At 73.9% G+C, this 23,478-nt stretch carries 20 protein-coding genes and 3 pseudogenes; 15 read left to right on the forward strand and 8 right to left on the reverse strand.

Annotation, left to right across the window (positions count from 1 at the left end):
• Positions 1 to 110 precede the first annotated feature (110 nt).
• Together ACFW6A_RS21355 and ACFW6A_RS21360 are read left to right on the forward strand one after the other, a co-directional pair.
• Positions 111 to 569, forward strand: coding sequence for a YybH family protein (locus ACFW6A_RS21355; RefSeq protein ID WP_386642035.1), 459 nt, complete (start codon positions 111 to 113; stop codon positions 567 to 569).
• 47 nt (positions 570 to 616) lie between these two features.
• Positions 617 to 859: pseudogene (locus tag ACFW6A_RS21360) on the forward strand (helix-turn-helix transcriptional regulator); the annotation flags it as partial.
• A 173-nt stretch (positions 860 to 1,032) separates the two neighbouring features.
• On the opposite strand, the gene ACFW6A_RS21365 reads toward ACFW6A_RS21360, so the two are convergent.
• From ACFW6A_RS21365 to ACFW6A_RS21385, 5 genes and pseudogenes are all read right to left on the reverse strand, one after another.
• Positions 1,033 to 1,752: a leucine-rich repeat domain-containing protein gene (locus ACFW6A_RS21365; protein WP_351846141.1), complete on the reverse strand. Its 720-nt coding sequence runs from the start codon at positions 1,750 to 1,752 to the stop codon at positions 1,033 to 1,035.
• An 89-nt stretch (positions 1,753 to 1,841) separates the two neighbouring features.
• A complete protein-coding gene (locus ACFW6A_RS21370; RefSeq protein WP_351846143.1) occupies positions 1,842 to 3,341 on the reverse strand; it encodes a S1 RNA-binding domain-containing protein in 1,500 nt (499 codons plus the stop codon).
• A 130-nt stretch (positions 3,342 to 3,471) separates the two neighbouring features.
• Positions 3,472 to 4,015: pseudogene (locus ACFW6A_RS21375) on the reverse strand (RNA polymerase subunit sigma-24); the annotation flags it as partial.
• A 63-nt stretch (positions 4,016 to 4,078) separates the two neighbouring features.
• Complete coding sequence (locus tag ACFW6A_RS21380; protein WP_351846145.1) at positions 4,079 to 4,852, reverse strand: glycosyltransferase family 2 protein; 774 nt, start codon at positions 4,850 to 4,852, stop codon at positions 4,079 to 4,081.
• A 14-nt stretch (positions 4,853 to 4,866) separates the two neighbouring features.
• Positions 4,867 to 5,229 carry a hypothetical protein gene (locus ACFW6A_RS21385; protein ID WP_351846147.1) on the reverse strand — a complete coding sequence of 121 codons (363 nt, stop codon included), beginning with the start codon at positions 5,227 to 5,229 and terminating at the stop codon, positions 4,867 to 4,869.
• Positions 5,230 to 5,368: 139 nt separating this feature from the next.
• Here ACFW6A_RS21385 and ACFW6A_RS21390 point away from each other — a divergent pair, with 139 nt between their 5' ends.
• From ACFW6A_RS21390 to ACFW6A_RS21400, 3 genes are all read left to right on the forward strand, one after another.
• Positions 5,369 to 5,551, forward strand: a complete 183-nt coding sequence (locus ACFW6A_RS21390) for a hypothetical protein (protein WP_351846150.1) — start codon at positions 5,369 to 5,371, stop codon at positions 5,549 to 5,551.
• 246 nt (positions 5,552 to 5,797) lie between these two features.
• On the forward strand, positions 5,798 to 6,172 hold the full coding sequence (locus tag ACFW6A_RS21395; protein ID WP_351846152.1) for a PadR family transcriptional regulator: 375 nt from the start codon (positions 5,798 to 5,800) through the stop codon (positions 6,170 to 6,172).
• Positions 6,169 to 6,780 (forward strand): HAAS signaling domain-containing protein, encoded by a 612-nt coding sequence (locus ACFW6A_RS21400; RefSeq protein WP_351846155.1) that lies wholly within the window; start codon positions 6,169 to 6,171, stop codon positions 6,778 to 6,780. The genes ACFW6A_RS21395 and ACFW6A_RS21400 overlap by 4 nt, the downstream gene beginning before the upstream one ends.
• 189 nt (positions 6,781 to 6,969) lie before the next feature.
• Here ACFW6A_RS21400 and ACFW6A_RS21405 read toward each other — a convergent pair.
• Positions 6,970 to 7,161, reverse strand: a pseudogene (locus ACFW6A_RS21405) (IS5/IS1182 family transposase); the annotation flags it as partial.
• A 133-nt stretch (positions 7,162 to 7,294) separates the two neighbouring features.
• Here ACFW6A_RS21405 and ACFW6A_RS21410 point away from each other — a divergent pair.
• Positions 7,295 to 7,822 carry a GNAT family N-acetyltransferase gene (locus tag ACFW6A_RS21410; protein ID WP_351846157.1) on the forward strand — a complete coding sequence of 176 codons (528 nt, stop codon included), beginning with the start codon at positions 7,295 to 7,297 and terminating at the stop codon, positions 7,820 to 7,822.
• Between the two features lie 786 nt (positions 7,823 to 8,608).
• Here ACFW6A_RS21410 and ACFW6A_RS21415 read toward each other — a convergent pair.
• Together ACFW6A_RS21415 and ACFW6A_RS21420 are read right to left on the reverse strand one after the other, a co-directional pair.
• The gene (locus ACFW6A_RS21415; protein ID WP_351846161.1) at positions 8,609 to 8,908 is read right to left on the reverse strand and encodes a sulfurtransferase TusA family protein; all 300 of its coding nucleotides are present in this window, start codon (positions 8,906 to 8,908) and stop codon (positions 8,609 to 8,611) included.
• Positions 8,905 to 9,564: a class I SAM-dependent methyltransferase gene (locus ACFW6A_RS21420; protein ID WP_351846164.1), complete on the reverse strand. Its 660-nt coding sequence runs from the start codon at positions 9,562 to 9,564 to the stop codon at positions 8,905 to 8,907. Before ACFW6A_RS21420 ends, ACFW6A_RS21415 begins: the two co-directional genes overlap by 4 nt.
• A gap of 566 nt (positions 9,565 to 10,130) precedes the next feature.
• Here ACFW6A_RS21420 and ACFW6A_RS21425 point away from each other — a divergent pair.
• The 9 genes from ACFW6A_RS21425 (at position 10,131) to ACFW6A_RS21465 (ending at position 23,211) form a co-directional block, all read left to right on the forward strand.
• Positions 10,131 to 11,696, forward strand: a complete 1,566-nt coding sequence (locus ACFW6A_RS21425) for an alpha/beta hydrolase (protein WP_386642046.1) — start codon at positions 10,131 to 10,133, stop codon at positions 11,694 to 11,696.
• 707 nt (positions 11,697 to 12,403) lie between these two features.
• Positions 12,404 to 12,595: an SflA family class IV lanthipeptide gene (locus ACFW6A_RS21430; protein WP_351846170.1), complete on the forward strand. Its 192-nt coding sequence runs from the start codon at positions 12,404 to 12,406 to the stop codon at positions 12,593 to 12,595.
• A 2-nt stretch (positions 12,596 to 12,597) separates the two neighbouring features.
• The gene (locus tag ACFW6A_RS21435; protein WP_351846172.1) at positions 12,598 to 15,309 is read left to right on the forward strand and encodes a lanthionine synthetase LanC family protein; all 2,712 of its coding nucleotides are present in this window, start codon (positions 12,598 to 12,600) and stop codon (positions 15,307 to 15,309) included.
• Between the two features lie 465 nt (positions 15,310 to 15,774).
• Positions 15,775 to 16,956 carry an ROK family transcriptional regulator gene (locus ACFW6A_RS21440; RefSeq protein ID WP_351846175.1) on the forward strand — a complete coding sequence of 394 codons (1,182 nt, stop codon included), beginning with the start codon at positions 15,775 to 15,777 and terminating at the stop codon, positions 16,954 to 16,956.
• Between the two features lie 220 nt (positions 16,957 to 17,176).
• Positions 17,177 to 18,715: a sugar ABC transporter ATP-binding protein gene (locus ACFW6A_RS21445; RefSeq protein WP_351846177.1), complete on the forward strand. Its 1,539-nt coding sequence runs from the start codon at positions 17,177 to 17,179 to the stop codon at positions 18,713 to 18,715.
• The gene (locus ACFW6A_RS21450; protein WP_351846179.1) at positions 18,712 to 19,743 is read left to right on the forward strand and encodes an ABC transporter permease; all 1,032 of its coding nucleotides are present in this window, start codon (positions 18,712 to 18,714) and stop codon (positions 19,741 to 19,743) included. The genes ACFW6A_RS21445 and ACFW6A_RS21450 overlap by 4 nt, the downstream gene beginning before the upstream one ends.
• Positions 19,744 to 19,809: 66 nt before the next feature.
• Complete coding sequence (locus ACFW6A_RS21455) at positions 19,810 to 20,853, forward strand: substrate-binding domain-containing protein (protein ID WP_351846182.1); 1,044 nt, start codon at positions 19,810 to 19,812, stop codon at positions 20,851 to 20,853.
• 85 nt (positions 20,854 to 20,938) lie between these two features.
• Positions 20,939 to 22,171: a Gfo/Idh/MocA family oxidoreductase gene (locus ACFW6A_RS21460; RefSeq protein ID WP_351846185.1), complete on the forward strand. Its 1,233-nt coding sequence runs from the start codon at positions 20,939 to 20,941 to the stop codon at positions 22,169 to 22,171.
• 32 nt (positions 22,172 to 22,203) lie between these two features.
• The gene (locus ACFW6A_RS21465) at positions 22,204 to 23,211 is read left to right on the forward strand and encodes a sugar phosphate isomerase/epimerase family protein (RefSeq protein WP_351846188.1); all 1,008 of its coding nucleotides are present in this window, start codon (positions 22,204 to 22,206) and stop codon (positions 23,209 to 23,211) included.
• Positions 23,212 to 23,478 lie beyond the last annotated feature (267 nt).

The following is a 23,478-nucleotide window of genomic DNA, read 5'->3' on the forward strand; positions in this document are numbered from 1 at the left end:
CCCCACAAGGGCCTGGCGGGCGGGGCTTTTTGCCCGCGGCCCGCCCGCCCTTAACTCCCCCCGGGCCGTCTCGTCCTTCTGGCAGCGGAACACAACCGGAGGAGTACACGATGACCACCCGCGAATCCGAGATCCGGACGCTCCTGGAGCGCCGCGCCGACGCCCAGCAGAGCAAGGACATCGATCGGCTCATGTCGTTCTACGCCCCCGACGCCGTCTACTACGACGCCGTCCCCCCGCTGCGGTTCACGGGCACCGACGAGATCCGGCGCAACTTCCTGCGCTGGTTCGACGGATACGTCGGCCCCCTCACCCTGGCCACCCACGACCTCACGCTCGAGACCGGCGAGGACACCGCCTTCGCGCACATGCTCCACCTGGACTCGGGGGAGCGCAGGGGCGGGCTCCAGGCGTCGATCTGGGTACGGGAGAGCGTCTGCTTCCGGCGGACGGACGGAGTGTGGGCGATCACCCACGAGCACGTCTCGATCCCGATCGACCCGTCGACCCTGTCGGTCTGGCTCCCCTCCGACAGGGACCAGCCCTTCTCGTTCGACGACGTGCGATGAGGAGGATCCGCATGGCCGCGCTCGCTTCGGCGAAGCCCGGGAAGACCGCCGCCGGGGCCGGGCTCTCCCGGGCACCCTTCGCCAAGCGCTTCGCCCGGCTGGTGGGCCGGCCGCCCCTGGCCTACCTGACCTGGTGGCGGATGACCACGGCTGCGCGACTGCTGCGGACATCGGACGCCCCGCCGAGGCCGGTCGCCGCCCAGGTGGGCTACGCCTCCGAGTTCGCCTTCGCCCACGCGTTCAAACGCGCGCACGGCACCCCGCCCGGGAGCTACCGCCGGGAGACCTGACCCGGAGTCGGAGCCGGACCCGGAGTCGGACCCGGAGCCGGAGTCGGGCCTGTGGCTGGGGCTGGAGTCGGGGCTCGGGGACGGGGGTTGGAGCCGAGCCCGCCCGGTCGTACGCCGCTCGCCCGTACGTGCCCGCGAGAAGCAGCGGCACCGGCGGGGTGGGGGTGGCCCTGTCAGGTCAGGACGACGCACCCCTGCCGCTCCAGCTCGCACAGGAGCGGCAGGGAGGGGTCGATCCCGTTCCAGCGCAGGTCCAGTTTCTCCAGTGCCGGCATCGACGCGAGCCAGTCGGGCAGCCGGACCAGGCGGTTGCTCCGCAGGTCGATCTGGCGCAGGCGCGGGAGGCCGGCGAGCGGCTCGGGGACCTCGGTCAGGGAGTTCTCGCGGAGGTCCAGGTGGCGCAGTTCGCGCAGCTCGGCCGTTGACGGCGGCAGGTGCGCGATCGCGTTCCCCCGGAGCCAGAGCTCACGCAGGGCGCGGAGCCTGCCGAGGGTGCCGGGGAGGGTGGTGAGGCGGTTGTGCTGCGCCCGGAGCTCGATGAGACCGCTCATCGAGCCGATGGCCTCCGGCAGGGCGGTGAGGGGGTTCTCGCCGACGTTGAGGTAGCGCAGACGGGTCAGGTTCCCCAGGGAGTCGGGGAGCCGGGAGAGCCGGTTGTCGTGCAGGTAGAGGCAGTCGGTGAGTCCGGTCAGTTCGCCGAGTTCTTCGGGCACCGACGTCAGCGCGTTGTGGCCGAGGTCCAGGGTCCTCAGCCGGCCGAGCCGCCCGATGTCCGGCGGGAGGTCCGTGAGTCCGTTGTCCGCGAGGATCAGCACGTCGAGGTCCGTCTGCCGCCAGACCGACGCGGGTACCTCTCCGAGTTCTCGCCGCCACAAGTTCAGTGTGTGTACCACGGCCGTCTCCTCTTCCTCGGCGGGCCGGGCTCCGATTCTCGTCTTCTCGTCTTTCCGTCCGGGACCTCTCCGGACGGTGGCCGGCCGGCTCAAGGCTTCCCGTGGGGCAGGGCTTGCAGGTGGGAGAGGGCGATGCGCCGTCGGAGGGGGTCGACGTGGAGGATCTTCACCACGAGGGGGTCGCCGGCCCGGACCGCGTGCTCGTGGTGGCCGGCGGGGTCCTCGTACAGTTCGGCGGTGCGCACGAGTCCTTCGAAGCCGTCCTCGCGCTCCTCGACGCGGACGAAGACGCCGAACGGCACGACTTTCGTGACCGTGCCGGTCACGACCCGGCCGGTCCGTCGTGCGAGGGACACCAGGGGGTCCGGCCGCAACGCCTTCAACGACAGGGACACCCTTTCTCTCGTCATGTCGACGTCGATGACCTCGGCCGAGATCTCCTGCCCGACCGCGACGACGTCGGAGGGATGGTCGAAACGGCGCCAGGACAGCTCGGGAAGGTCGATGATCGCGGTGAAGCCGCCGATGTCCACGAAGGTCACGCCGAAGTCGGCGGTCGCCGTGACCGTGCCGGTGCGGACCTGCCCCCGGCGGAGGGTCTTCAGGAAGGCCCAGTCCCGGTCGCTCGGCGTCGCCTCGGTCCTCCACCGGGCGCGCAGGACGCCGTCGTCGTCGGGCAGGACCGCGGTGAACAGCGGGTGGCGTTCGTCGGCGGCCAGGGGCAGGGCCGTGGCGGCACGGGCGTCCGCCACCCGGGCGGCGAGTTCCCGGTACTCGGACTCGTGGACCAGCGCACCGGAGACGGTCCCGTCCCGGTCCTCCCACACGAACTCCACCGGACCCTCGTCGGGAAGCGAGGCGAGGACCGCGCCGACGTCGGTGGACAGACCGGGCCAGACGGTCAACTGCGCACGCGGGGTGAGCCGGGCACGTACCGCGTCGAGCGTGTCCTCGGTGAGCCGGTGCCAGCGGGAGGCGTTGTGGAGGTACCCCTCCTCCAGCATCGCCGCCTCCCCCGTGCCGACGGACCAGCGAAGACGGTTCCAGAAGTCCTCGTCGGCGGGCCGCTGCACGCCGGGCTCGTCAAAGTCCGCGTCGTGGGGCGAGGCCTCCAGCCGCTCCGGAAAGAGACCGAGGGCCCGGGTGCGGGCGACGGCGCGCTCGCAGGGCCGGTCGCTGCTGACGTAGACGTACTGGTCCCAGCCGACCTGCACCTCGAACCTGTCCTCCACCGCCAGACGGCACCAGGCGCCGTTGTCGCGGAGCATGACCCGGACCAGCTCCAGACCGAGGGCGAGCGGCACCTCCGCACCGTCGTGGAACCCGCTGAGGTCGGACGGGAAGAGCCCGGCGAGACCGAAGCCGTCGACGGCCGGCTCCCGGCCGAAGTGGACCGGGCCGGAGATCCCCGGCTCGCGAACGGCCAGACGGTCGACGCCGGTGTCCTCGGCGAAGGCGGCGACCGCCTGGAGACAGGCGGCCTCGACCGGTCCGTGATCGCTGGTCGTGTCCTCGGCGCCGACGTAACCGCCGTGCTCGTCGCGGTCGGCGGGGTCGTACTTGGTGATCCGGTGGACGAAAGGCGGCACGTTGCTCCCCTGGCGGGCGACGGTGATCGCCCAGCGGCCGATCTCGTGACCGGAAGCGTAGACCGTGCGGTACGGGCCGCCGGACGCCTGGTCGGTCGCGGCAGGCGCCGCGCCGGCGACGTCCAGCCGGTCAGCCCGCCGTCCACGGGCGGAGTTTGCCGGGGTTGCGCACGGCCCGGATGCGCGTGATCCGGTCGTCCGCGACGTCGAACGCGTACACGGCCACGACGGCGCCTCCGTGCTCGATCACCAGACCGGCCCGGCCGTTGACCGTGCGCTCCAGGACCGTCAGGGCGCCGGACGCCCGGACGGCGAGGCCGGTGAGGTAGCGCGCGATCCCTTCGCCGCCCGCGATCGGGTGGGGCGCGGCGGCCACCACGCCGCCGCCGTCCGCCGTGAACGTCGCGCCGGGGGCGAGGAGCCCGACGAGGGCGTCGACGTCCTGCGCGTCCCACGCCCGCTTGAAGTCTCCGGACGAGCCCCGCCTGGTGGGCGGCCGGGGCCGCGGGGGCGCCGGGGCGCCCGCCGGTCCAGCCGGTCCGCCCGGGCAGCGGCTCCGGGATCCGCGCGCCCGTGCAGCGCTCGCGCCGGACCCGTGCCGAGCCGAGGAGGTCCAGGCACACGCGGGTGGCGACCGTCGTCAGCCAGGCGCCGGGGGATTCGACGGCGTCCCGCCCCCCGCCCCGTTCGAACCGATCGGCAGACGCGACGCGAGGGCGCGGACGCGGTCCGCGGAGCTAGATCCGTGAGTTGCGCAGGGACTGCCAGACCGCGCCGGCCAGCGCTTTCGTCGCCTTGGGGACCGGCAGGTGTTCGTGCTCGCGGTACAGGGCCCAGTTGTACTGCACGAGCGAGAGCTTGTTCGAGGACAGCGACCCCGCCTGGTGGGCCCTGTAGACCGCGAGCGGCTCGGCCAGGCCCCGGGCGTCCGCGCCGTCCCGCATGATCGACAGCCACAGGGCGTAGTCCTGGCGCTTGAGCATCGGGGGCATCAGCCTCGTGCCCAGGACCTTGCGGTCGTACATGGCGGTGAGGGCGCCGATGTGGTCCCTGACCAGCATCGCGCGGTAGTCCACGTGTGCGCGCGCGTGGATCACCCGCCCGTTCGGAACCCAGTCGGTGCTCTCGCCGGCGTAGTCGGCGTCCATCTTGAAGTACGAGGTGAACGTGAGCGGCGCGGTGCCCTGAGCGGCGAAGGCGAGCTGCTTCTCGGTCTTCTCCGGGAGCCACATGTCGTCGCTGTCGAGGAAGGCGATGTAGTCGCCGCGGGCCCGCTCGATCGCGAGGTTGCGGGCCCGGCCCGCACCGCCCCGCTCGGGCGCCGTCTCCGGCAGGACGCGCTCGTCCTGTTCGGCGAACTCGCGGAGGAGGTCCATGGAGCCGTCGGAGGACTGGTCGTCGGTGACCAGCAGCTCCAGGTCGCTGTGGGTCTGGGTGAGTACCGACCGGACGGCCGCGCCGAGAGTGGCTGCCGAGTTGTACACGGGCATCACGACAGACACCAGAGGCACAGGAGTTCTCCTCACTAGATCAGGAAGAATGGCTCATTCAACCAGAGCGCAGCCCGCGGGGGCACATCGGCGCCTCCGCCGGCTCGCCCCGCCGGCACGGTGCGCAGCCCCGTGACCACGACGTTCACCGTCGCCGTCCCGGCCGGCGCCACTCTGGCGGGCGGGCCCGCCGTGCCCATGGCGGGCGGCAAGGGCGCGCTGTCGTCCTCCCCGCCCGCGTCGGACCCGCCGGACGTGCCGTCTTCCTTGCGGGCGAGTTCCTCACGGTGCTCCGCACCGTCTGCGGCCCCGTCGTCGCCGAAGTCGCGCCGGCCGGCCGTGGCGCGGCGCCGCCGTGCCTGGCCCTGCCGCCGCGTGACCCTGGGCAGGGTCTTCACATGATCACCACTGGTGGTTCGTGGTGTCGTGATGCGTCTCCATGAACTGGCGGACGCAGAGCGGGAGTTCGTCCGGCCGCTGCTACTTGAGCGCTATGGTCCGTGGGCGACGCTGCGCACGCGTTTCCGCGGGTGGGCCATGGACGGAACATTCGACCGGATGGTGCGGGCCGCGAAGACGAAGGCGAAGGCGGACGCGGCAGGCGGCGTCGAGTGGCTTGTGTCGGTCGACCCCACCGCCGTCCGCGCCCGTCGGCACGCGGCCGGGGCTCGAGAAGAGGGCTCCGCGACCCGGCCCCCGGCCGGTCCCGAGGCGGTCTGACCGGCACGATCCGTCTGGCCTGTGACGGGCGGCAACACCCACGACTGCACCCGGTCCACCGCCGTGAGGGAGGCGGTCCGGGTGCTCCGGATCGGACCGGGGCGGCCCGGTTCCTCGCCTCGCGGCGGAGGGCCGTGCGTCGTGAATCAGCAGGTCACGTCCTGTGCGGCAGCGGATGGCGCCCCTCGCGGAGCAAAGCGGAATCCCCTGTTCAGTTTCGTGGCGCGACCAGGTACCTTGTATCGCATGGAACCAGGCGATGCCGCCAAGCAGGCCCGCGCGGCCGCCCAGCTGCGCAAGGGCGTCTTGGAGTACTGCGTCCTCGCCCTCATGCGGGACCGCCCCCGCTACGGCGTGGAGCTCCTGCACGCCCTGGGCGAGTCCGGGGCCCTGGCCACCGGCCAGGGCACGGTCTACCCGCTGCTCTCCCGGCTCCGCCGGGACGGCCTGGTCACCACCACCTGGAAGGAGTCCGCCTCCGGACCGCCCCGGCGCTACTACGCCCTCACCGACGGCGGCCGGGCCGCGCTCGACGAGTTCGCGCACGTCTGGCCCGCCTTCCGCGACACCGTCGACGCCTTCCTGGCCGCCCCCCGCCCCACCTCCGGAGACCCCGCATGAAGACCCCCGCCGATCCCGTCCGCGACTACCTCTCCGCCGTCGAGCGCGAGGTCTCCACGCTTCCCGCCGACCGCCGCCAGGAACTCCTCGCCGACCTCGCCGAGCACATCGCGGTGACGCGCGCCGAGCACCCCGGGGCGACGGACCGCGAGGTCCTGGCGGAGCTGGGCGACCCGCGGGTGATCGCGGCGACGGCGCTGGCGGAGGCGGGCGGCGGGACCGCGGCGGCCTGGGGCCGGCCCCGGGAGGAGCCCGCCCGGCGCGGCAAGGTCCACCCCCTGGTCCCGCTGCTGCTGCTCACCGTTCCCTTCGTCCTCGGCACGCTCTCCACCGCGTTCCTGACCGACTCCTCCGTGCCCCAGCTCGTCGTCGGCCTGGTCCGCATCGTCGGCGCGGTGCTCCTGTGCACCTCCGCGTTCTGGACCCCGGTCCAGAAGATCGTCGGCGTGGTGCTCACCATCGTGCTGTCGGCCGTCGCCAACCTCCTCTGGGAGGAGACCACCGTCGCCCCGGCGGGCGACACCCCGGCCCTGGTGGCGAACCTGGTGACGCTCGCCGTGCTGGCCGCCTCCGCCGCGTGGCTCTGGCGGGTCCGCCGGCGCGTCTGAGCCGGACCCGGGCGGCGGACGCCACCGGAAGCGGCGGAACCCCGGCCGCCGACGCCCGCCGCCCGGTACCGTACCGATCATGCTCGCGATACGGTCCGGCCGTTTCGGCGGTCCGAAGCGATCATCCCCGCCGAGGTCCCCGCCCGAGAAGGAGCGCCTCGCCCGTAGCCGGGCGCCGGCTAGGGCGAGGCGGTGCAGAATGACGAGTCCGGTTTCCGGGGAGCCGCCGTCGGCGATCGTGAGGGTCCCGCCGAGTGCGGCCTTGGCGCCGGGCTCTCCCCACGCCTTGCAGTCGTTGCGGTTCCCGGCGAGCGGCGGGCCGACCACGACGACCAGCCGGGTGTCGGCTTCGACGACGGCCTGGTGGTCGGCGGAGTACCGGGCTGTCCAAGACGGCACTGATGCCGTGATCACACCAGCCACACGGAGATCGGTCCCCTGTCACTCCGGAGCTGCGCGCGATGTCGCTCAGAATCCGATGGTACGGCTCGGCCCTGGCGCCAAGAATCACGGGATGCATGAAGTGAAGCTGTCCGACGGGATCGTCACCCTCTCCCCCCTGCGCCCGGACGACGTGGAGGCGCACCTCGCGGGGGAGGACGAGCTGCTCGTTCGCTGGCTCAACGGCGGTCCTGGCACGCGCGAGGGCGTCGAAGCCTACTTCCGACACTGCCGGGAGCAGTGGGACACCGCCGGGCCACTCCGCGCGTTCGGCATCCGGAGGGGTGCCGACGAGATACTCGTGGGCACGATCGACCTGCGGTTCGCGGGAGAAGGTCTGGCGCCCGGCCAGGTAAATGTCGCCTATGGCCTCTATCCGTCCTGGCGGGGCCGTGGCCTGGCCACCCGCGCGGTCCTGTTGGCGGTCCCGTACGCGGCGAGTGAGGGCGGGGCGGAGGCGGTGATCCAGGTGGAGCCGGAGAATCCCGCATCCGCCGCGGTCGCCCGGCGGGCAGGGTTCGCCCCCGGCAAGCCGACACGCAGGAAAGACGGCACACGCTTCGACTGGTACCTCCGGGACCTGCGCGCCGCCGCCCGGTGACAACCGAAGGTTACGGGACAACCCTTGGCTTGATCTTTAAGGTCTGGGCCGTGGGTGAGTCGCTGGACAGGGACCGGGTGATCTCAGGTCGCGGAGGAGCGGTTCGGCATGTACGTGATAGCTGACGGAGCCACGCCGGCCTCGCGGTTGGTGCTGGTGAAGGGCTTCGAGACGGACGGCGGGTACGTTTTCGAGCCGGCGAGCCCGTTCTTCCTGGCCGCCGGTGATCGAATCGCTTTCGAAGGCGACAGGCTTGTCGTCGTGCGGGCCGGTGGAGAGCGGCTATCGCCGACGGGCGACTGGTCCACGCGGTGCGGACCGGGGTCTTTGCGCCGCCGGTAGAAGTCGTTCCTCGAACGGTGCGTCGTACTCGACCACCCGGTTCGGTAACCGCCGTGCGCGGAAGCGCCCTTCGTCCGAAGAAGTGCTCCGACCGAGGAACACACACGTCCAGCACGAAGACCGTCAGGACGGGTCTGTGGCATCGTGACGCCTGGTGAGAGCTGCCGGCCGAGCTGCCGCTGGTGGTCAGGCACCGGCGCCGGCAGGGATACCTGCGGCGCTCCGACATCGAGCACACCTTCCGCCTGTGCAGGCAGACCCTGGGCTGGACCCGTCCGAAGATCCGCATCCTCGAGGCGGCGGACCGCCGGACCCGGCTGGTCCTCGCCGCCTCCACCCGACTGCGGCCGGCCCGGCCGCCGGAGGACCCAGCGGGGCCGCCAGGACCGGAACCGGCATCGGGTCCGGTACCGGCATTGGGACCGGTATGGGTTCCGGGTCGGGTCAACGGCGCGTGTCGACGGGGTGCCAGGGTGCGCCGGGGCGGGTGGCGCGGGGGGCGGCGGCGAGCCGGATCGCGTAGACGGGGGCTTCGCCGGGGAGGGGGCCGAGGTAGTCGTGGCCGACCATGTGGCACCAGGCCGGCAGGTCCAGCGGGGCGGCCGGATCGGTGGCCACGACGTGAACCACCGTGCCCGCCGGCGCGTGCGCGATCCGCTCGCGGAGTCTCAGCAGCAGGGTGACGCACAGCAGGCCGGTGCCGTCCACCACCAGGACCGCGCCGGGCGGCTCGGCGGCGCTCACCGGGGAAGGGCCTGGGTGACGCGCCACAGCCGCCGGGGCAGGCCGCCCTCCTCGAAGGGGTGGACCTCCTCCAGGGTCCAGCCGTCGGCGAGGGAGTCGACCAGGTCGCGGGGGAAGAAGTGGACGGCGAAACCGCCGTGCTCCCAGATGTCGTCGCCGTGCCCGGTGCCCGCGCCGTAGTGGGCGTCGCCGGTGTGCCGCACGGTGTAGACGAAGACGCCGCCGGGCCGCAGCACCCGGCGGACCTCGGCGACCAGGGCGTGGATCTCCTCGGTGGACAGGGCCATGCACAGCAGCATGTGCGCGAACACCGCGTCCACCGAGTCGTCCGCCAGCCGCAGGGGCTCGCGCACGTCGTGCACCGCGGTGGTGACCCGATCCTCCGTACCCTGGGCCGCGGCGGCCCGGCGCAGCTGCTCCAGGCCGACCGGGCTGAAGTCGGCGGCCAGCACGCTGAAGCCCTGACGGGCGAAGTACAGCGCGTCGCGGCCGTGCCCCGCACCCAGCTCCAGCACCTCGCGCACACCGGCGGTACGGAAGACACCGGCAGCGTGCACGGCCGGCTCGGACGGGTCCTCGCCGTACATGCCCGGGTGCGCGCCGTAGGTCTGCTGCCAGTGCTCGCGCTGGCCCTCCGCCAGCTCCCGCTCCGCCATCTCCGTACTCCTCCCACCGCCCGGCCCGCGCCGGGACATCCTGCAGGTCAGCCTAGATCCGCCGCCGTCCCGCACGGCGGGCGAGGCACGCCGGCCCGCGGCTGCGGCCCCTCGGCGGGCTTGCCGTCGTGGGGTTCGGGCCGCGCCGCAGGGCAAGGCACTCGGTTCGCCGCAGCGTCTACGGTGCGCTGGGCGGAGTGCTCGACACGTCCATGGCCGGGTTCTGAGCCGTTGCGGCGGAGGCGGCATCGTGACGAGCCGGCATCTGCTCGAACGCCGTGGCGCTGGACAGCCAGGGGAGGGGCACGCCGCCAGGCCGGCTGCACCGATCACCCCGTCCGGCCTCAGGACGGGGGTCCCCGCCCCGTGATCCGAAGGAAACGGCCCGGTGCCGTGACCGCATGCGTCCACTGGACGGGGACCGGTGACGTCAGGCGCTGAGCCGCTGTCGGAGGCGGCTTGTACTCTGCGCTCATTGACGATCATGAACACGGGCACAGGCACGGGCACAGGCATGGGCATGGGCACGGGGCGAGTGGTCAGGGGCGGGAGCGCGGGGGGTTTCGATGCGTGAGGAACGACCGGTACGAAGCCGTGGGACGGGTCTCTCCGTCGGTGGGTGGATCATCGCCGTGGGTTTCCCCGTGGTCGTGCTCGCCGTGATCGGGGCCGTCGGCACCTGGTTCCCGCACGACGCTTCCGGCCGGAGGGCGGAGCCGCGTACGGAGTTCACCGCGAGCAATCCGCCCGCCGGGCTGCCCGCCGCGCTCACCACCGGCCAGCACCTCCGCTGGTCCCGCTGCGCCTCGCCGCCCGCCGCGCGGACGGGCTACGACTGCGCCACCATGAAGGCCCCCCTCGACTACCGGAAACCGGACGGCAGGACGATCGACGTCGCCCTGATCCGCCGCAAGGCCACCGGCCCGAACGCCCGGCGCATCGGCTCCCTCGTCCTCAACTTCGGCGGTCCCGGCGTCTCCGGGGTGCGCGGACTGCCCGAGCGCCTCGGCCAGTACGAGTCGCTCCTCGACCGCTACGACCTGGTCTCCTTCGATCCGCGCGGGGTGGGCGCGACCATGCCCGTGCGGTGCGGGAAGACCGCGGACGACACCGGCTACGACGGGGCCGACGCCTGCGCCGAGCGCTCGGGGGCGCTCCTGCCGCACGTCGGGACCTCGCACACCGCGCGCGACCTCGACCTGATGCGCTACCTCCTCGGCGACGAGCGGCTCCACTACTTCGGCGTCTCGTACGGAACGGCGCTCGGCGCGGTCTACGCCCACCTGTACCCGTCGCACGTCGGACGGCTCGTCCTCGAAGCACCCGTCGACCCGACCGAGGACCTCGCCGAGGAGCAGGTGACGCAGGCCAAGGCGGTCCAGGCGGCGTTCGACCGGTTCGCCGCGCACTGCGCGGCCCGTATCCGCCCCTGTCCGACCGGCGACGGGCCCCGGGAGGCCGCGCGACGCATGGCGCGTCTGGCCGACCGCCTGGAGAAGAAGCCCGCCCCGGCCGGCGGCGGAAGGAAACTCGACGCCGACGACCTCGCGTACGCCGTGAGCGGCCACCTCGCCCTCGGCACGGACGGCTGGTCGCCGCTCGCCGAGGCCCTCACCGCGCTGATCGACCACAACGACGGCGGCCCGCTGAGCGAGGGCGCGGACGACACCGGCTCCGCCGATCGCGCGGCGGCCCCGCGCGACAACAGTCGCGTCGCCCGGACCGCCATCACCTGCGCGGACTCCAGTCTGCGCTCCGGCTTCGAACGCCTGGCCGAGGACGAGGCCCGCGTCAAAGCCGCCTCGCCCGTCTTCGGCGCGGCCTGGTCCACCGGCGTCTACCTCTGCTACGGCTGGCCGTTCGACGGCGAGAGCGCCACGCGCCGGGTGGACGCCCCGGGCGCGGTCCCCGTCCTGGTGGTCGGCGGCACGGGCGACCCGATCACGCCGTACTCCGGCGCCCGCCACATGGCCCGCGCCCTGGGCGACGGCGTCGGCGTGCTCCTGACGGCCGAGGAGGAGGGCCACGGCACGTACCCGCAGAACCGCTGCGTCGTGGAGAAGGTCGACCGGTACCTCCGTACGGGCCGCACCCCGGCCCCGGGGACGGTCTGCCGGGGCAGCATGTCCTGAGGCCCGTACGGGTCCGCGGCGCGACCGCCGACACGCCGGTCCGTCCGTTGCGCGGGGGCGGGCCGCGAGGCCACTCGGTCGGACGCCGACGCCGACGCCGACGCCGACGGCGAGGCCGACGCCGAGGCCGAGGCCGACGCCGAGCGAGCCGGCGAGCGCTGCGCGCCGAGCCGTCACACCCGCCCAAAGGCGCCCTTCGCGGTTCCCGGCCACGAGAGCGACACCGCCGTCACTCCGTCACTCCGGGAGCGGCGGGCCTCCTGCACGGCAGACGGGCCGGTGTCCGGGCGGGGCGTCAGGAGGGCGCCGAGGCGGCGAACGGCGCGTGCCCGGGCGGGGATCGGCGCGTGCCCGGGCGGGGATCGGCGCGTGCCCGGGCGGGGAACGGCGCGTGCCCGGGCGGGGAACGGCGCGTACGGCCCCCTTGACGGGGCCGCCCCGCGCCCGGGGCAGGTGGTGCCCCTCCCGGTGCCGATCGCCGGACCACCCCGTCCCACCTGGGCCTCCCGCGTTCCCGCCGGACCGTACCGCCGTTCCCGGAGGGCCGTTCAGGCACCGCCGGCGGCGCCGGGAGCATGGCCGAACCGACGCCTTGTCACCGGATGCGCCCCTCCCTACTTTTGTCCAGCGAGTTCACGGTCCGACGGGCCCACCGGCCCTCACCGGGCCTTCCCGCTCCTCAGCACGACCGACCCTGGAGGCGTCACATGCCCGTAGCCGTGCCGGAACTTCTGGAAGCCGACACCACCCCCGACTTCCGCGACGCGGGGCCCCTGGAGATCGACGACGCGGCGATCGCGTTCGAGGACGACGACCGCGGCGACCGCGAGTACACGGCGTGTCTCTCCGACCCCTGGGTGACCGCCACCACCCGTTTCGCCTGCGACTTCAACTCCTAGCGGTGGCCGTCTCCATCGCCGGCCGCGACGGCTGGTCCGACGACACGTGGGCGTACCTCAACGACCCCCGGATGCCGGCGATGGAACACGGCTGGAAACTGCACGTCTCGACGCGCCCCGGCGAACTCGACGCCGTGTCCCGGCTCGTCCTGCCGGTGCTGTCCCGGCACGTCTGCCACGCGAAGTTCGCCCGCGACCCGGAGACGCTGCGCCGCCTCAACTCCGGCGCGGTGGGCGCCGGGGCCGTCGGCAAGGCGATCACCGTCTACCCCCTCGCCGGGACCGTGGTCCCCCTCGCCCGGGAACTCGCCGCCGCCCTGCGCGACCGGGAGGGCCCCCGGGTCGTCAGCGACCGGCGGGTCGACCCGAGGGCCCCGGTCTACTACCGCTACGGCCCCTTCACCGGCGACTACCGGACCGGCAGGACCGGACGGCTCGAATCCGTCATGACCGGCCCGGACGGCCGGATCTTCGACGGCCTGGCCACCGGCCGCTACCGGTGCCCGCCCTGGGCCGAGGACCCCTTCGCGACCGGCCCCGCACACGCCGGAGCGCCGGACGCCCCCGCCCTCGGCGGCGGCCGCTACGCCGTCACCGCGGGCATCGCCCGTACGCCCCGGGGCAACGTCTACCGGGCGACCGACCGCACCCTCGGCCGGGCCGTGGTGGTCAAACAGGCGCGTGCCTTCGTCGGCGAGGAGGCGTCCGGCACCGACGCCCGCCACCACCTGCGCAACGAACACGCCGTCCTCACCGCCCTCGACGGCGTCCCCGGCGTGCCCCGCGCCCTGGACTACTTCGCCCACCGGGCCGACGAGTACCTGGTGACGAGCGACTGCGGCGACCGCGACCTGCGCCGGGAGGTCCTGCGAGGCGGCCCCTACCGGGACGACGGGACCCGCCCGGGACGCTCCCTGTCCGCGCTCGCCACCCGCCTCCTGGAGATCCTGGACGCGATCCACGCGCGGAACGTGGTCGTCCGCGACCTCAAACCCGACAACGTCGTGCTCGACGGCCCCGGCCACTTCGACCGTCCCGGCCACTTCGATCCCGCCGATCACCTCGACCGTCCCGGCTCCCTCGGCGATCCCGGCCGCCTCGGCCACGCCGTCCACCTCGTCGACTTCGGGACGAGCGAACGGAACGGTACGGGGCCGGGCGGCGCGACCCCCGGCTACAGCGAGCCGGTCCTGCCCGCGACCGGCCCGGCCGCCCCCGCCGACGACCACTACGCCCTCGGCGCCACCCTCTTCTTCGCCGCCACCGGCCTCGACCCCGTGATCGTCGACGCCGACCGCGTCACCAACCGGGACCGGACCCTGGCCTGCCTGGCGGAGGCCCTGCCCGGAGACGCCCACCGGAACGTCCGGGCGGCGATCACCGGCCTCCTGAGCTTCGACCCGGCCGTACGGACCGCCGCCGCCGACCGCCTGCGCACCGGCACGCCCGATCCCGAGCCCGATGCCGATCCCGAGCCCGCGACCGATCCCGCCCCTACCCCTACCTCCGCCCCCGCGCCCGCCCCCGCCCCCGCCCCCGTGCGTGGGCCGGCGGGCCGCCCCGCGGCCTTCCGGATCGACGACGACCTGCTGGACGAGGTCATCGCGCACACGGCCGCGTTCTGCGCCGCCGAGGCCGAGGCGATCACGGATCCGGTGCGGGCCGCCCGGCTCCCCGTCCCCACCTCGCTCGACGTCTACGGCGGCAGCGCGGGCCTCGGCCTGGAACTCCTCCACCACACCCACCGGCCCCGGGTCCGCGAGGCCGTCACCGCGCTGGCCGGGTGGACGGCGGCGCAGCCCAGGAACCTGCCGCCGGGCTTCTACACCGGCCGCACCGGCGTCGAACTCTTCCTCGCGGAGGCCGGGGCGGGAACGGCGCCCCACGAGGGCGGGGAGCCTCGGCACCTGCCGGACCGCGCCCCGGACGGCGGGCCGCCCGAGGCGGACCTCGTCGCGGGCGCCGCGGGCATCGGCATCGGCCGTCTGCTGCTCGCCCGGCACGCCCTCCGGTCCGGTGACACCGGCGCCGCCGACCGGCACCTCGCCGTCGCCGCCGGCTGCGACCGGATGCTGGCCTCGGGCACCGCCCGGCTCGCCCCGGCCGGCCCGGACACGCCCGGCAGCGCCGCGCTCCGCGAGGGCCTCGCGCACGGGGAGGCGGGCGTCGCCTCCTTCCTCCTCGCGTACGGGGCGTGGACCGGGGACCCGGACGCGGTCGCCCGCTCCGAGCGGGCCGCCGTACGCCTGGCCGCCGTGACGCCGGACGTCATCGCGGCGGCCGCCGCGCCCGGGGCGACCCGCCGCTACGGCTCGTGGTGCCGCGGCCTGGCCGGCATCGGAGCCGTACACCTCCAGGCCGCCGGAGACCTCGGGGATCCCCGCCACCTCGACCTCGCCCGGCGGGCCGCGCGCGCCTGCGCGGCCCTGGCGCCGAGGATGCCGCTGGTCACGCAGTGCTGCGGCCTGGCCGGGGTGGGCGACCTGCTGGTGGACGTCGCGGAGGCGACCGGCTCGGAGGAGTTCCGGGACGGGGCCGAGACCGTCGCCCGGCTCGTCCTGAGCCGCAGCGGCGGCACCCGCTCCCGGCCCGTCTTCCCGGACACCGGCCTCGCCCGCCCGAGCGCCACCTGGGCGGGCGGCTCCGCGGGCGTCCTCACCTTCTTCCGGCGCCTGCGCGACCGGGGCGGCCCGCGCCTCGGCCTCCCTTCCTGAACGCGGCGCGGCTGCTCCGTCCTTTCCTCCGGCCGGGAGCGTCGGAGTCCTCGCGTCCGGCGGAGGGCTCCGTCACCGGAACGGGGCCGGGCGCGTCCCGGCGAGGCGCGGTGGCCACGTGGCCGGCCTGCCGCCGGCGCGGCCGGCGTACCGGGCGTCGTGGACTCCGTGGCCGGCGGTGCTGCCGGGCCTCCTGAGGCGGTGGCCCCGGCAGCCGGACTGCACGGGCGCCGCGCCACGTACCGCGCCGCGCCCCCTCCCGCGACCGGAACACGACCCCGTCGGTCCCGCCGAGACGACCCTTTGTCCCGGGAGTGGAAGAAGTCGTACTCGTTTCCTGCGCAAGTAGTTCCCAGTCCGGCGGAGCGCTGCTACGTTCCTCTCGAAAGCCCGACGGACCAGCCGCCGCGGACGGGCATTCGGGCCCCAGCCGGAGGCGGGGGAGGGGAGGGATTCGTGAGACGGATGACCGCTCGACCTGCGAACGTGCACCAGGCGCGACTCCTGCGCCTGCTGCGCGACGGGGGACCCAACTCCCGTGCGCAGCTGGGTGATCTGGTGGACCTCTCCCGTTCCAAGCTGGCGGTCGAGGTGGACCGGCTGCTGGAGACGGGGCTGGTGGTCGCGGACGGCCTCGCCGCCTCACGGGGCGGACGCCGCTCGCACAACCTCCGGCTCGCCCCGGCCCTGCGCTTCCTCGGCGTCGACATCGGGGCCACCTCGATCGACGTCGCCGTCACCAACGCCGAACTGGAGGTCCTGGGGCACCTGAACCAGCCCGTGGACGTCCGCGAGGGGCCCGTCGCCGTCTTCGAGCGGGTCCTGGCCATGGCGGACAAGCTGAAGGCGTCGGGAGTCGCGGAGGGCTTCGACGGCGCGGGCATCGGCGTGCCCGGCCCCGTCCGCTTCCCCGAGGGCGTGCCCGTCGCCCCGCCGATCATGCCGGGCTGGGACGGCTTCCCCGTCCGCGAGGCCCTCAGCCAGGACCTCGGCTGCCCGGTGATGGTCGACAACGACGTGAACCTCATGGCGATGGGGGAGCAGCACGCGGGCGTCGCCCGCTCCGTCGGCGACTACCTCTGCGTGAAGATCGGCACCGGCATCGGCTGCGGCATCGTGATCGGCGGCCAGGTCTACCGCGGTACGACGGGCAGCGCGGGCGACATCGGGCACATCCAGGTCCAGCCCGACGGACGGGCCTGCGCCTGCGGCAACCTGGGCTGTCTGGAAGCCCACTTCAGCGGTGCGGCGCTGGCCCGCGACGCGGAGGACGCGGCGCGCTCGGGCCGGTCGGCGCAGCTCGCCGCGCGGCTGGAGACGGCCGGGGAACTGACGGCCGCGGACGTCTCGGCGGCCGCGGCGGCGGGCGACACCGTGGCGCTGGAGCTGATCCGCGAGGGCGGACAGCGGCTGGGCCAGGTCATCGCCGGGCTCGTCAGCTTCTTCAACCCGGGGCTCGTCGTCATCGGCGGCGGCGTCACCGGGCTCGGCCACACCCTGCTGGCCAGCGTCCGCACCCAGGTCTACCGCCAGTCGCTGCCGCTCGCGACCGGCAACCTCCCCATCGTGCTGGGCGAGTTGGGCCCCACCGCCGGAGTGATCGGCGCGGCCCGCCTCATCAGCGACCACGTCTTCTCACCGGCCTGACCCGGCCGGCCCCGCCCGGCCCCTCATCCCTTCGGCAGCGGTACGCCGCACGCCGAAGCACGTACGCACCACCTCACCACCGCACCACGCAACGGTCCCGTGGCTGTCAGCCATGCCCGCTCACCCCGCACGCGCCGGCACGTCCATGGCCGCGGGGCCCTGAGCCCTTCGCTCCGCTCCACCCTGCCCGCTCACGGCCGTACCCGCCGAGGGGATCCCGATGGCATCACACCCACCGCTGCTCACGATGAACCGCATCACCAAGTCGTTCCCCGGCGTCCGCGCCCTGGACGGCGTGGACCTCGAAGTCCACGCCGGCGAGGTCCACTGCCTCCTCGGTCAGAACGGCGCCGGCAAGTCGACCCTCATCAAGGTCCTCGCCGGAGCCCACCAGCCCGACGACGGCGAGATCACCTGGGCCGGCGAGCCGGTCTCCCTGACCTCTCCGATCGCGGCCATGCGACGGGGGATCGCCACCATCTACCAGGAGCTGGACCTGGTCCACGGACTGTCCGTCGCCGAGAACGTGTTCCTCGGGAACGAGCCGACCTCCGCCGGGTTCGTCGTGCGCGGTGCCCGGGCCCGTGCCGCCGCCGGACGGCTCCTCGAACGCCTCGGGCACCCGGAGATCGATCCGGCCCGTCTCGTCGGCGAGCTGTCCGCCGCCCAGCAGCAGATCGTCTCCATGGCCCGCGCGCTCTCCCACGAAGTGCGGCTGATCGTCATGGACGAGCCGTCCGCCGCGCTCGACCCCGACGAGGTCGACAACCTCTTCCGGATCGTCGCCGAGCTCACCGCGGACGGCGTCGCCGTCGTGTACATCTCCCACCGGCTGGAGGAGATCCGCCGCATCGGCGACCGGGTCACCGTCCTGAAGGACGGCCGCTCCGTCGCCGGCGGCCTGCCGGCGGACACCACCCCGACCCGCGACATCGTCGCCCTCATGACCGGCCGCACCGTCGAGCACGTCTTCCCGGTCCGCCCCGACGGAGCCGGCGGAACCGGCGGAGCCGCCACCGCCCGGGACCCCGTCCTCGAGGTCGAGGGCCTCGCCCGGCGCGGCGAGTTCGCCCCCCTCGACCTCGAACTGCGCCCCGGCGAGATCGTCGGCCTCGCCGGACTGGTCGGCTCCGGCCGCAGCGAGATCCTGGAGACGATCTACGGGGCGCGCAGACCCGACGCGGGCCGCGTCCTCGTCGACGGCGTTCCCCTCCGCCCGGGCAGCGTCCGCGCCGCCGTCCGGGCCGGGATCGGGCTGGCCCCCGAGGAACGCAAGGCACAGGCCCTGCTGATGCTGGAGTCCGTCGGCAGCAACGTCTCGGTCTCCACCCTCTCCCGCTACTCCCGCGCGGGCTGGCTCGACCGGCGCGCCGAGCGCGCCGCCGCGCACGACGCGGTGCGCGAGCTGTCGCTGCGGCCCGACGACCCGGACGCGGCGATCAGGACGCTGTCCGGCGGCAACCAGCAGAAGGCCGTGCTCGCGCGCTGGCTGCTGCGCGGCTGCAAGGTGCTGCTGCTCGACGAGCCGACCCGGGGCGTCGACATCGGCGCCCGCGCGGAGCTCTACGCCGTCATCCGCCGACTGGCCGACGAAGGGCTGGCGGTCCTGCTCGTCTCCAGCGAGGTTCCCGAGGTCCTCGGCCTCGCCGACCGCGTGCTGGTGCTCCGGGAGGGCTCCGTCGTGCACACGGCGCCGGCCCGGGAGCTCGACGAACACCGCGTACTCGATCTCGTGATGGAAGGGAACCCGACGCCATGACGCAGCCGGCCTCCGCCGCGCGGAAGGACGCGCCGACGTCCGCCGCCGCCTCCGACACCGCCGCGAAGGGAACCCGCCGACCGGCGCTGATGCGGTGGGACGTGCGCAGCGTGTCGCTGCTCGGGGTCCTCGTCGCCCTCGTCGCCGTCGGCGGGATCACCCAGCCCGACTCCTTCCTCGCCACCAGCAACCTCCAGCTCGTCCTGACCCAGGCGTCGGTCATCGGCGTCGTCACCGTCGGCATGACGTTCGTCATCACCAGCGGCGGCATCGACCTGTCGGTCGGCGCGATCGTGGCCCTGGCGTCCGTGTGGGCGACGACCGTGGCCACCCAGGAGTTCGGCTTCGCGGGCATCCTCTTCACCGCCGTGCTCGTCGGCGTCGGCTGCGGTCTCGTGAACGGACTCCTGATCGCGTACGGCGGCATGGTGCCGTTCATCGCCACCCTGGCCATGCTGGCCTCCGCCCGGGGTCTCGCCCTCCAGATCACGGACGGCAGGACCCAGATGGTGACCGTGACCGACGTTCTCGACCTCGGCGTCAAGGACGCCTACGTCCTCGGCGTCCCGCCGCTCGTCCTCGTCTTCGCCGCCGTCACCGTCGTCGGATGGCTGCTGCTGAACCGGACCACGTTCGGCCGCCGCACCGTCGCCGTCGGCGGCAACGCGGAAGCGGCCCGGCTCGCCGGCATCGACGTGCGCCGGCAGCGCCTGTACCTGTACCTGCTGTCCGGGCTGTGCTGCGGGATCGCCGCGTTCATGCTCGTCGTCCTCGCCGGATCCGGCCAGAACACCAACGGCAACCTGTACGAACTCGACGCCATCGCCGCCGCCATCATCGGCGGCACCCTCCTCAGCGGCGGCCGCGGCACCATCGTCGGCTCCGTCCTCGGCGTCCTGATCTTCACGACCATCACCAACATCTTCGCCCTCAACAACCTGGAGACGGCGGTCCAGCAGATCGCCAAGGGCGCGATCATCGTGGCCGCCGTCCTCGTCCAGCGCCGCAGCCTGCGCGGCGACGCCTGACCCGCCCCCCCCGCGTCCCTCACCACCGACCCGAACCGCCCCGCCCAGCCGAAGGGTTGATCCGCCATGTCCCGAACCGTCCCCAGCCGCAGAGGACTTCTGTTCGGCGGCGCCGCCGTCTCCGCCGGAGCGCTGCTGACCGCCTGCACCAGCAACGAGCCCAAGCAGCAGGAACAGCAGGCCGGCAGCACCCCGGCCGCCGACGACAAGCCCGGCAAGCCCGTCACCATCGGCTTCGCCGGACCCCAGGCCGACCACGGCTGGCTCAACGCCATCAACCAGAACGCCAAGTCCCGCGCCGCGAAGTACTCCGACGTCACCCTGGAGATCACCGAGGGCTCCAACGACACCGCCGCCCAGATCGGCCAGGTGCAGACCCTCATCAACAAGAAGGTCGACGTCCTCGTCATCCTCCCCGCCGACGGCAAGGCCCTCACCCAGGTCGGCCTCCAGGCGATGCGGGCCGGCATCCCCGTCGTCAACCTGGACCGCGTCTTCGCCTCCCCGCAGGCGTACCGCTGCTGGATCGGCGGTGACAACTACGGCATGGGGCTCAACGCCGGCACCTACATCGGCGAGCAGCTCAAGGACAAGCCGAACGCCAAGGTCGTCGAACTCGCCGGCCTCGACAACCTCGAACTCACCCGGCAGCGCACCCAGGGCTTCGACGACGCCCTGAAGAACTACCCCAACATCACCAAGGTCGCCCGCCAGGCCGCCGACTTCACCGTCGAGTCCGGCCAGGCCAAGATGGCCCAGCTCCTCCAGGCGCAGCCCGCGTTCGACGCGCTGTGGAACCACGACGACGACCAGGGCGTCGGCGCGCTCCGCGCCATCGCGCAGGCCGGCCGCGACGACTTCCTGATGGTCGGCGGCGCCGGCGCCAAGTCCGCCATGGACGCCATCAAGGCCGGCACCGGCGTCCTCAAGGCCACCGTCCTCTACCCGCCGACCATGGCCGCGTCCGCCATCGACCTGGCCCGCGCGCTCGCCCAGGGCAAGGGCGTGGGCGGTCTGGCGGAGCTGGAGATCCCGTCCTCGCTGACCCTCTACTCCGCCGTCGTCACCCAGGAGAACGTCGACGACTACCTGCCCACCGGCTTCAACTGACCGGGCCCGGGCCCGGGCTCCCGGGGGGACGCCCGGCCCCGCAGCACACCGACGAGACAGTGACTCTCCGACCAGGAGGAACCGTATGGAACAGCGGGACAGTGACGCGGCCTCGCCGCCCGGGCTGGGCGTCGGCATGGTGGGGTACGCGTTCATGGGCGCCGCGCACTCCCAGGGCTGGCGCAACGTGGGCCGGGTGTTCGACCTGCCGCTGCGGCCCGTCCTCGCGGCGATCGCCGGCCGGGACGCGGGCGCCGTCCGGGCGGCCGCCCGGCGGCACGGCTGGGCGGCCGCGGAGACGGACTGGCGTGCCCTGATCGCCCGGGACGACGTGCAGCTCGTCGACATCTGCACCCCGGGGGACAGCCATGCGGAGATCGCGATCGCGGCCCTGGAGGCCGGCAAGCACGTCCTGTGCGAGAAGCCGCTCGCCAACTCGGTGGCCGAGGCCGAGGCCATGGCCGCCGCCGCCGAGGCCGCCCGCGCCCGCGGCCAGGTGGCGATGGTCGGCTTCAACTACCGGCGCGTGCCCGCCCTTTCGTACGCCCGCCGGCTCATCGCCGAGGGCCGGCTCGGCACCCTCCGCCACGTCCGGGTGAGCTACCTCCAGGACTGGCTGGTCGATCCCGACTTCCCGCTGACCTGGCGCCTGGAGCGCGAACACGCCGGGTCGGGGGCGCTGGGCGACCTCGGGGCGCACATCGTAGACCTCGCCCAGTACCTGGCGGGGGAGTCCGTCGTCGGGGTGTCCGCCCAGACGGAGACCTTCGTACGGGAACGGCCCCGGCCCGTCGCCGCGGCGTCCGGCCTGGCCGCGCCGTCCGGGCAGACCGCCACCGGAGCCCCGCGGGGACCGGTGACCGTCGACGACGCGGCCGTCTTCACCGGCCGGCTCGCCTCGGGGGCGCTCGCCGCCTTCGAGGCGAGCCGGATGGCCTCCGGCCGCAAGAACCAGCTCCGGCTGGAGATCAACGGGGAGCGGGGCTCGCTCGCCTTCGACCTGGAGCGGCTCAACGAGCTCTCCTTCCACGACCACCGCGAGCCCGCCGCCACCGCGGGCTTCCGGCGGATCCTCGTCACCGAGGCCGAGCACCCGTACCTGGAGGCGTGGTGGCCGCCCGGCCACACCCTCGGCTACGAGCACACCTTCACCCACCAGGCCCGCGACCTGGTCGCCGCGATCGGCGCCGGCACCGACCCGTCGCCGTCCTTCGCCGACGGGCTGCGGGTGCAGCGGGTGCTCGCCGCCGTCGAGGAGAGCGCCCGGAAGAACGCCGTCTACACACCCGTCCAGGAAGTGCCGGCCGAGGTCCGCTAGCCGGAACCGCCCGCACACCGTTTGGAGGCTTCATGCCGCGTCCGTTCACCCTCTTCACCGGCCAGTGGGCCGACCTGCCGCTGGAGGAGGTCTGCCGGCTCGCCCGCGACTTCGGCTACGACGGCCTCGAACTCGCCTGCTGGGGGGATCACTTCGAGGTCGACCAGGCCCTCGCCGACCCGTCGTACCTGGCGGGCAGGCACGCCCTGCTCGACAAGTACGGCCTGAAGTGCTGGGCGATCTCCAACCACCTCGTGGGCCAGGCGGTCTGCGACCACCCGATCGACGAGCGGCACCAGGGCATCCTGCCGGCCCGGATCTGGGGCGACGGCGAACCCGAAGGAGTGCGCCGACGGGCCGCCGCCGAGATGCGGGACACCGCGCGCGCCGCGGCCGCCTTCGGTGTCGACACCGTCATCGGCTTCACCGGCTCCTCCATCTGGCACCTGGTGGCCATGTTCCCGCCCGTGCCGGAGCGCATGATCGAACGCGGCTACGAGGACTTCGCCGAGCGGTGGAACCCCGTCCTCGACGTCTTCGACGCCGAGGGGGTCCGCTTCGCCCACGAGGTGCACCCCGGGGAGATCGCCTACGACTACTGGACGACGCGCCGCGCCCTGGAGGCGGTGGACCACCGGCCGGCGTTCGGGCTCAACTTCGACCCCAGCCACTTCGTCTGGCAGGACCTCGACCCGGTCGGCTTCCTGTACGACTTCCGGGACCGGATCTACCACGTCGACTGCAAGGAGGCGCGCAGGCGCCTCGACGGGCGCAACGGCCGGCTCGGCTCCCACCTGCCGTGGGGCGACCCGCGGCGCGGCTGGGACTTCGTGTCCGCCGGACACGGGGACGTGCCCTGGGAGGACGTCTTCCGCATGCTGCGGTCCATCGGCTACGGGGGCCCCGTGTCGGTCGAGTGGGAGGACGCCGGGATGGACCGGCTCGCCGGCGCACCCGAGGCGCTGGCCCATCTGAAGCGGTTCGACTTCGACCCGCCGGCCGCCTCGTTCGACGCGGCGTTCTCCGGAGGCGACCGGTAGGACCTCAGGCCCGGCCCGGTGGCGAGGGGCGCCACCGGGCGGTCCGGCCTGCCCGCGCACAGCTTTGTCCTGTGGTGGGAGAAAGTTCGACCGATCTGCTGCGCAAGGGCTTTCCGTCGAGGACGAACGGGGCTACGGTCCCCTCACATCACCACCCACCGCCGCCACGGCCCTCACCGGCCACCACGGTCCTCACCGGCCGCCATGGTCCTCACCGCCACCACGGTCCCCACCCGCCACCACGGTCCTCGCCCTCACGGCCCCGCC

Source organism: Streptomyces sp. NPDC058758 (genome assembly GCF_042746075.1).
Classification (GTDB): Bacteria; Actinomycetota; Actinomycetes; order Streptomycetales; family Streptomycetaceae; genus Streptomyces.